The organism is Streptomyces sp. UNOC14_S4 (genome assembly GCF_020740835.1).
GTDB lineage: Bacteria > Actinomycetota > Actinomycetes > Streptomycetales > Streptomycetaceae > Streptomyces.
This window is the reverse complement of sequence record NZ_JAINFC010000375.1, coordinates 1-7,619: the sequence shown is the minus strand read 5'-3', so window position 1 is coordinate 7,619 and position 7,619 is coordinate 1. Positions and strand designations below refer to the sequence as shown.

Below are 7,619 nucleotides of genomic sequence, written 5' to 3'. Positions count from 1 at the left end.
CACGGGCGTGCCTTCCCGACCGACGCTGCGAACGTCGGCCTACTCGATGACCATCAATCGATCACCCGGGAAGGTACGCCCTTCGTACACCAACCCGGGTCCGATCCACAGGTCTTGAGCATTGCTCAGTTCGCGTACTTGTACCCGCAGAAGTAGTACTTCGGACAGTCGCCGGGAGCTGCTGTCACGGAAGGCGCGGACGAACTGTGCGCGGATGCCTGGGTGATGGTGCCCACCGACATGGTCAGCGCCAGAAGCGCCCCCGCCGCCAGAGCGGAACCGCGAATTCGGGAGATTGACACGACGACACCTTGCCTTTCGTCTCCGACTCAAGGGCAACTCGGCCCCGACCGACAGAACCGGCCGGGGCCGCCCGGAGGCTATTACGGGCCACGGAGGCGGGACAGTCGTTTTATGGCCAAGCGCATCGCCATGCGGGGGGGGAGTCAGGCGAACGGGTTGCAGACCGGGACACCCGCCCACGTGATGTAGACGTAGAGCTCGCCCTTGCGGGTCGTGCAGAAGGAGACCACCTTCGCGCTCAGGTCGGCCACGGCAGCCGCGAGGGTGGCGGCCGGGAGGAGGCTACCCAGGGACGCGATGGCGATCACGCTCGACGCCACCTGGACGATGTCCTTGGTGATGTCGACACCCGCCTGGACCTTGCCGGTCACGAACGAGTCGAGGTGGATCAGCAGGCCGAACCAGGTGACCTTGACCGTGATGCCTTCCACGATCTGCGTCTCCGGGGCCGCCGCGCCGCGGAGGGCGATGCCGGAGCTCTTGTCCGCCTTCGCTTGAGCCTTCGCCGGGTCGACCGTCACGCCCTCGGCGTCCTTGCCGACGGCGACGCCCTTGCCGAGGAGGGCGTTGAGTCGGCTGACGGCCGTGGTGGTCGTGTCGATCGCCTGCTGAGCCACGCCCGCGGCTTTCGCCGCCTTGGCGTCCAGGCGGTACGCATTGCCGTCGTAACTGACGTAAGGCGCGAGGGCCTTGCGCTCTTCCGCGGTCAGCCAGCCGACGGTTGTCGCGTTCTTCGTCGCCTCCACGGATTTCACGGCGGTGGCGGGCGACTGCGGTGCGCTGGTCGCCGCCGCGGCGGGGAGGACGGTCGCCGAGAGGATGGCTATCGCCGTGGTCAGGCCAAGACCGGCTCTCATGAGGGGGGTCGGACGCATGGGCGCTCCCGAGTTAGGTGAACCTTACTCGGAATTTATGATTCCGGCCTATGGCCCGACAACCCTGGAATGATGTGACCCAGCACACTTCCTGGGGCCTGCGCGCCTCAACCCGCGTAGCCGTCGAGCTCCGACACGAACCTCGCCCACGCGGCATCCGGGAAGCGCAGGGCCGGACCGGCGGAGCTCTTGGAGTCCCGGACGGGGACCCCGCCGGGTATGAAGTCGGCTATCTCGACGCACTCATCACTGCCTTGCCCGGTCCCCGCCCCGCTGTAGGCGCTCTTTCGCCAGACCACGTCATTGCGCATGTGCGTACTCCTTCGCCACCGACTTGATCAGAGACAAGGACGCTTCCGGCGACAGCGCCGTAGCACGCATGACGTCGTAGGACTTCACGCACTGGGTAACCAAAGCCGGATCGTCCACCAGGTGGCCGGACATCACGCCTTGGGAGTACGCGACCGGAGGCGCGTCCTCGAAGGTCATGATCTTCAGCACGGCGCCCGGCGCGCAAGCGCCTCCACTGAGCGGCATCACCTGCACGCCGATCCGGCGTCGCTCGCCCAGCGACACCACGTGTGTCAACTGCTCGTGCATCACGGCGTTACCGCCGACCGCCCGCCGGAGCACACCCTCGTCGAGGATCGCCCACACCTCGGGCTTCGCCGGGTTCTCCAGGATGCGCTGACGAGCCAGCCGTCCGGCCACCCAGGGACCAACTTCCCCTTCCGGCTTGAACGGGAAACTTCCCAGAAGCACCGCACGAGCGTAAGCCGCGGTCTGGAGCAGCCCGGGCACGAACACCGGCGCGTAATCGCAGATCGTGTCCGCGAGTCCTTCCAGGTACGCGATATCCGCGAAGTAGCTGTCGTACGGCGAGCTGTCGATCAGCTCCTTGCACATCCGCTCGAAGATCCCATCCGTTTCCAGCACCTCGTCGATGAGCCGCGCGAAGTCCAACTGCGGCTTGCGGACGGCTGATTCGAGCTGGCAGATGTACTGACCCGAGCAGAAGAGCCGACCTCCCAGCCGCGCCTGCGAGAACCCCGCCGCTTCACGCCGCCGCTTCAGTTCGGACCCGAAGAACTCCCAGCCGATCCTGGACTGCCCGAGCACGCTTCGACCATTGGCCATGACCTAACTCCCTCACCGCACAGGCCCGTTGTAGCGGGGCCACCCGCACCGAAGCTAGCCCCGTACAGCAACCCCATGGGCGCACTCGGCAATCAACACCACGAAAGGGAACATGGGCAACAGGACACGAGCATCAAGGGCCGGATAGCGGCATACTGCCCCCCATGTCGACACCGCAGACGGCTGAGCTCCCCGACATCCCGCGCACCATCGGCGGGATCGCCGCCGCGCTCGAAGCTCACTGGCACGACAAGTTCTGGGAGGACGTGCGCCGCATCCACGATGGCATCTCGGCCCGCATGACCATCGACGACTGGTGGCGGCAGGCGGTCATCGACACCGCCGGCGACGACACGGAGAAGCGCGCCGCGCTGGAGGACGCCGCCGATCTGCACCTGATCGCGCTCGCCAAGGCCGACAGCGACGGCACCACCATGAGCCATGAAGAGGCCATGGCGGTCTTCGACCAGGAGCAGGCGTCATGAGGTACACGCTGATCTGGGCCAACGACACGGCCCGCAAGCTGCGGGAACTGCGCCAACGCGACGGGGACGCGGTCAAGCCGTTCCACGACGCCATCAGCGGCCTCGCCCGCGACCCCCGCCCACCAGCCGCTGCGCAGATGGGCGGGACGAATTCTTATCGGTTACACGTCGGCAAGTACCGAGCCATGTACGAGATCAGCGACAGCCGAGTGTCCGTGACCGTCCTGCTGATCGGCAACACCCCGGTCCGGTGATCCGGACACGCGAGCGCCGGGCAGGCTGGAACTCTCCAGCCTGCCCGGCGTTCATGAAGAGCAGGGCCCGGGGCAACGCCCCGACACCCAGACCCCCTATCGGCGCTTCAGCTCCGCCCCGAAGCCAGCCCCGTACGGCAACACTGTGGACGCACTCACCGCTCAACCCCACGAAAGAGAACATGCGCAACAAGCGCAAGCGTCCAGGCCCGTCGACACCGCAGACGACCGACGGCGAAAGAAACACCCGGTCAGCGATTGAGGTCGAAGACCCGCACCCCCGCGCCCTCATACGCCTCCGGGGCAAGCGTCGCCACCAGCGCGTCGTTCTCCGGGGCGAGCAGCAGGCTTCGCGCGGCATGGATTGCCGCAGAGATCCCCACCGGGACGCCCTCGCGGTGCAGCAGCATCACCCCGTACGTCCCGGCGTAGTCGAGGTCGAGTGTGTGCAGCACTTCCAGCTGCCCGATGTGCTCGATGATCCCGGGCCGCTCCCGCTCGGCCTCGACCAGGGAGAGCAGCGGCACCCACAGCCGTGCGTCAGCTTCGAGGTAGGCGCGGTGGATGAGGCCGGAGACCTGCTTGTTGCCGCCGAGTCCGAGCAGTGTGGGTGTATCGAGGACGAAGTGCGTGAGGTTCACCGCTCACCGGTCTCCGCACGATGCGTGGCAGCGGCAGCCCGCATCCTGCGCCCCATCTCGGCGCTCTCCTCGTCGGTGACGTAGTGCCCGAACTGCTCGGCCATATAGGCACGGGCCCGCTCGGCACGTTCCCGCCGCTCCTCGGGAGTGAGCGTGGAATTGGCGAACTCCTCGATCACCGCGCGCATCGACGTACCCCGCGCCTCGGCCAGCACGGCCAGCCGATCCCTGACCTCCGCAGGAACCCGAATCATGACATCAGACATGCCTTGAGTATACGGCGACGTCTACACGACTGGCGGCTCTCCGTGAAACTTCCCGCCAGCGCCACCGCCCTGACACGTCGGCACGGAAAATCGGGGCGAAAGAACCCCCCTGACCACGTTTCCGCAGGTCAGAGGGGCATATACAAGTGGAGCTCAGGGGAGTCGGACCCTTAGAAGCCCTTAGAAGACCGACTCCGCCTCGTCCATCCGGTCCGCCGGAACCCGCTTCAGCTCGGTCACCGCATCCGCCAGCGGCGCCATGACGATCTGCGTGCCGCGCAGCGCCGTCATCATGCCGAACTCGCCGCGGTGCGCGGCCTCGACCGCGTGCCAGCCGAAGCGGGTCGCGAGGACGCGGTCGTACGCGGTGGGCGTGCCGCCGCGCTGGACGTGGCCGAGGATGACCGGGCGGGCCTCCTTGCCGAGGCGCTTCTCCAGCTCCGTGGCGAGCTTGGTGCCGATGCCGGCGAAGCGCTCGTGGCCGAACTGGTCTATGGCGCCCTTGGCGTAGTCCATGGTGCCCTCGGCCGGATGGGCGCCCTCGGCGACGCAGATGACGGCGAACTTCTTGCCGCGGGCGAAGCGCTCCTCCACCATCTTCACGAGGTCGTCGACGTCGAAGGGACGCTCGGGCAGGCAGATGCCGTGGGCACCGCCGGCCATGCCGGACTCCAGGGCGATCCAGCCTGCGTGGCGGCCCATGACCTCGACGACCATGACGCGCTGGTGGGACTCGGCGGTGGTCTTCAGGCGGTCGATGGCCTCGGTGGCGACGCCGACGGCCGTGTCGAAACCGAAGGTGCGGTCCGTGGCGGAGATGTCGTTGTCGATGGTCTTGGGCACACCGACGACGGGCAGGCCCGCGTCGGAGAGCATCTTGGACGCGGTGAGCGTGCCCTCGCCGCCGATGGGGATGAGCACGTCGATGCCGAGGTCGCGGGCGAGCTCCTTGGAGCTCTCGCACGCCTCGCGCAGCCGGGCGCGCTCCAGGCGGGAGGAGCCGAGGACGGTGCCGCCGCGGGCGAGGATGCCGCTGACCGCGTCGAGGTCGAGCTTGCGGTGGCGGCCGTCGAGCAGGCCCTTGAAGCCGTCCTCGAAACCGATGACCTCGTCACCGTGGCCGACGACCGCGCGGTGCACCACCGAGCGGATGACAGCGTTCAGGCCGGGGCAGTCGCCGCCTGCGGTGAGGACTCCGATGCGCATCTGGCTGTGTCTCCTGCTCGCTACTGGTACATGTGAGCCGAACCGATTGTTTCACGGGCCGGTGGGTAGTGCCGCACCCCTCCCACGGAGTGGACACCGGGGTGGACCCTGGGTAACCCTGCCACCCCCTCGCCCGGCGCCGCCCGGCACACTGACGAGCGCCTTATCCACGGTCGCAGGTATTGTCAAGAGGGCAAGGCCACCTTAACGGGTATTTTTTCACCGCATAAACCGCGGCATGCACCGCGGCACAGACCACGGCATCAGCCACGGCGATGGAGCAAGGAGAGCACGCGTGACGCGCAGCGTGTACGTGACCGGTACCGATCGGGGCGACGGCCGCCAGGTCATCGAGCTGGGAGTCATGGAGCTCCTCACCCGCCATGTCGACAAGGTGGGCGTCTTCCGCCCGCTCGTCCACGGTGACGGCCCGGACCGGCTGTTCGACCTGCTGCGGTCCCGCTACCGGCTGACCCAGTCCCCGGAGACCGTCTACGGTCTGACCTACGGCGAGGCCTCCGCCCTCCAGGCGGAGCGCGGCACCGACGAGCTGGTCGCGACCCTCGTCGAGCGCTTCCTGGCAGTGGCCCGGGAGTACGAGTACGTGCTCGTGCTGGGCACCGACTACGCGGGCTCCAACCTCCCCGACGAGCTGGCGCTCAACGCCCGCCTGGCGAACGAGTTCGGCGCCTCGGTGATCACCGTCGTCGGCGGCCAGGACCAGGACGCCGAGTCCGTCCGCGCCGAGGCCCGCAACGCCTACCGCGCCTACGAGGTCCTGGGCTGCGACGTCGTCGCGCTGATCGTCAACCGGGTGGCCCCGGACGACCGCACCGCCGTCGCCGAGCGGCTCGCCGCGAGCCTGCCGGTGCCGTGCTACGCGCTGCCCGAGGACGCCTCGCTGTCCGCTCCGACCGTCGCGCAGATCGTCCACAAGCTCGGCGCCGAGGTGCTGCTCGGCGACGACGCCGGGCTCGGCCGCGACGCCCGTGACTTCGTCTTCGGCGGCGCGATGCTGCCCGCGTTCCTCCCGGCGCTGACCGAGGGCTGCCTCGTGGTGACCCCGGGCGACCGCACCGACCTGATCATCGGCGCCCTGGCCGCGCACAGCGCGGGTGCCCCGCCGATCGCCGGTGTGCTGCTGACCCTGAACGAGAAGCCGGGCCCGGACATCCTGGCGCTCGCGGGCCGCCTCGCCCCCGGCACCCCGGTGATCTCCGTGCCGGAGGGCTCCTTCCCCACCGCCGCCGAGCTGTTCGCGGTCGAGGGCAAGCTCAACGCCGCCTCGCCGCGCAAGTCCGAGACGGCGCTCGGCCTGTTCGAGCGTCACGTGGACACCGCCGAGCTGACGAACCGCATCTCCGTCGCCCGCTCCGGCCGCGTCACCCCGATGATGTTCGAGCACGAGCTGATCGAGCGCTCCCGCTCGGCCCGCCGCCGCGTGGTGCTCCCCGAGGGCACCGAGGAGCGCGTGCTGCGCGCCGCGGACGTGCTGCTGCGCCGCGACGTGTGCGACCTGACCCTGCTGGGCGAGGAGGACGCGGTCCGCAAGCGCGCCGGCGAGCTGGGCATCGACCTGAGCGCGGCCCAGATCATCGACCCGCAGACCTCCGAGCTGCGCGAGCGCTTCGCGGAGCTCTACGCCAAGGCCCGCGCCCACAAGGGCATGACCGTCGAGCTCGCCCACGACGTGGTCGCCGACGTGTCGTACTTCGGCACGCTGATGGTCCAGGAGGGCCTGGCCGACGGCATGGTCTCCGGCGCGGTGCACTCGACCGCCGCCACCATCCGCCCCGCCTTCGAGATCATCAAGACGGCGCCGGGCGCCCAGATCGTCTCGTCCGTCTTCTTCATGTGCCTGGCCGACCGGGTGCTCGTCTACGGCGACTGCGCGGTCAACCCGGACCCGAACGCCGAGCAGCTCGCGGACATCGCCATCCAGTCCGCGGCGACCGCCGCCCAGTTCGGCGTGGAGCCGCGCATCGCGATGCTGTCGTACTCCACCGGCACCTCCGGCTCCGGCGCCGACGTGGACAAGGTCCGCCGCGCCACCGAGCTCGTCCGCGAGCGCCGCCCCGACCTGCTGGTCGAGGGCCCGATCCAGTACGACGCGGCCGTGGACGCCGACGTCGCCGCGACCAAGCTGCCGGGCTCCGCGGTCGCGGGCAAGGCCACCGTCCTGGTCTTCCCGGACCTCAACACCGGCAACAACACCTACAAGGCCGTGCAGCGCTCCGCGGGCGCCGTCGCGGTCGGCCCGGTCCTGCAGGGTCTGCGCAAGCCGGTCAACGACCTCTCGCGCGGCGCTCTCGTGCAGGACATCGTCAACACGGTGGCGATCACCGCGATCCAGGCCCAGGGCGAGCAGCGCGCCTGACGGCCACCGGGCCGTGTGTGGGGAGCCGGGCCGGCTCCCCACACACGGCCGGAAACCCCACCCGCAGACCCCCAC

10 protein-coding genes are annotated in these 7,619 nt (G+C 69.1%); 3 read left to right on the top strand and 7 right to left on the bottom strand.

The genetic code is table 11. The features are described 5' to 3' along the window. Window positions 1–125: 125 nt before the first annotated feature. From K6I34_RS26910 to K6I34_RS26895, 4 genes are all read right to left on the bottom strand, one after another. Window positions 126–302 carry a hypothetical protein gene (locus K6I34_RS26910; RefSeq protein ID WP_229329511.1) on the bottom strand — a complete coding sequence of 59 codons (177 nt, stop codon included), beginning with the start codon at window positions 300–302 and terminating at the stop codon, window positions 126–128. 144 nt (window positions 303–446) lie between these two features. After that, window positions 447–1,178: a hypothetical protein gene (locus K6I34_RS26905; RefSeq protein ID WP_229329509.1), complete on the bottom strand. Its 732-nt coding sequence runs from the start codon at window positions 1,176–1,178 to the stop codon at window positions 447–449. Window positions 1,179–1,285: 107 nt separating this feature from the next. Then, on the bottom strand, window positions 1,286–1,489 hold the full coding sequence (locus tag K6I34_RS26900; RefSeq protein WP_229329507.1) for a DUF397 domain-containing protein: 204 nt from the start codon (window positions 1,487–1,489) through the stop codon (window positions 1,286–1,288). After that, window positions 1,479–2,315 carry a helix-turn-helix transcriptional regulator gene (locus tag K6I34_RS26895; RefSeq protein WP_229329497.1) on the bottom strand — a complete coding sequence of 279 codons (837 nt, stop codon included), beginning with the start codon at window positions 2,313–2,315 and terminating at the stop codon, window positions 1,479–1,481. The genes K6I34_RS26900 and K6I34_RS26895 overlap by 11 nt, the downstream gene beginning before the upstream one ends. A 164-nt stretch (window positions 2,316–2,479) precedes the next feature. Here K6I34_RS26895 and K6I34_RS26890 point away from each other — a divergent pair, with 164 nt between their 5' ends. Further along, complete coding sequence (locus K6I34_RS26890) at window positions 2,480–2,800, top strand: hypothetical protein (RefSeq protein WP_229329495.1); 321 nt, start codon at window positions 2,480–2,482, stop codon at window positions 2,798–2,800. Then, window positions 2,797–3,054, top strand: coding sequence for a type II toxin-antitoxin system RelE/ParE family toxin (locus K6I34_RS26885; protein ID WP_229329493.1), 258 nt, complete (start codon window positions 2,797–2,799; stop codon window positions 3,052–3,054). The genes K6I34_RS26890 and K6I34_RS26885 overlap by 4 nt, the downstream gene beginning before the upstream one ends. Before the next feature lie 251 nt (window positions 3,055–3,305). On the opposite strand, the gene K6I34_RS26880 is transcribed toward K6I34_RS26885, so the two are convergent. From K6I34_RS26880 to K6I34_RS26870, 3 genes are all read right to left on the bottom strand, one after another. Next, window positions 3,306–3,695 carry a hypothetical protein gene (locus tag K6I34_RS26880; RefSeq protein WP_229329484.1) on the bottom strand — a complete coding sequence of 130 codons (390 nt, stop codon included), beginning with the start codon at window positions 3,693–3,695 and terminating at the stop codon, window positions 3,306–3,308. Continuing rightward, window positions 3,692–3,961 carry a hypothetical protein gene (locus tag K6I34_RS26875; RefSeq protein ID WP_229329482.1) on the bottom strand — a complete coding sequence of 90 codons (270 nt, stop codon included), beginning with the start codon at window positions 3,959–3,961 and terminating at the stop codon, window positions 3,692–3,694. Before K6I34_RS26875 ends, K6I34_RS26880 begins: the two co-directional genes overlap by 4 nt. Window positions 3,962–4,141: 180 nt before the next feature. Continuing rightward, window positions 4,142–5,167: an ATP-dependent 6-phosphofructokinase gene (locus K6I34_RS26870; RefSeq protein WP_229329480.1), complete on the bottom strand. Its 1,026-nt coding sequence runs from the start codon at window positions 5,165–5,167 to the stop codon at window positions 4,142–4,144. Window positions 5,168–5,462: 295 nt separating this feature from the next. Here K6I34_RS26870 and pta point away from each other — a divergent pair, with 295 nt between their 5' ends. Then, entirely contained in the window at window positions 5,463–7,544 is a 2,082-nt protein-coding gene (gene pta, locus K6I34_RS26865; RefSeq protein WP_229329471.1) for a phosphate acetyltransferase, read from the top strand. The last annotated feature ends 75 nt before the right edge of the window (window positions 7,545–7,619 follow it).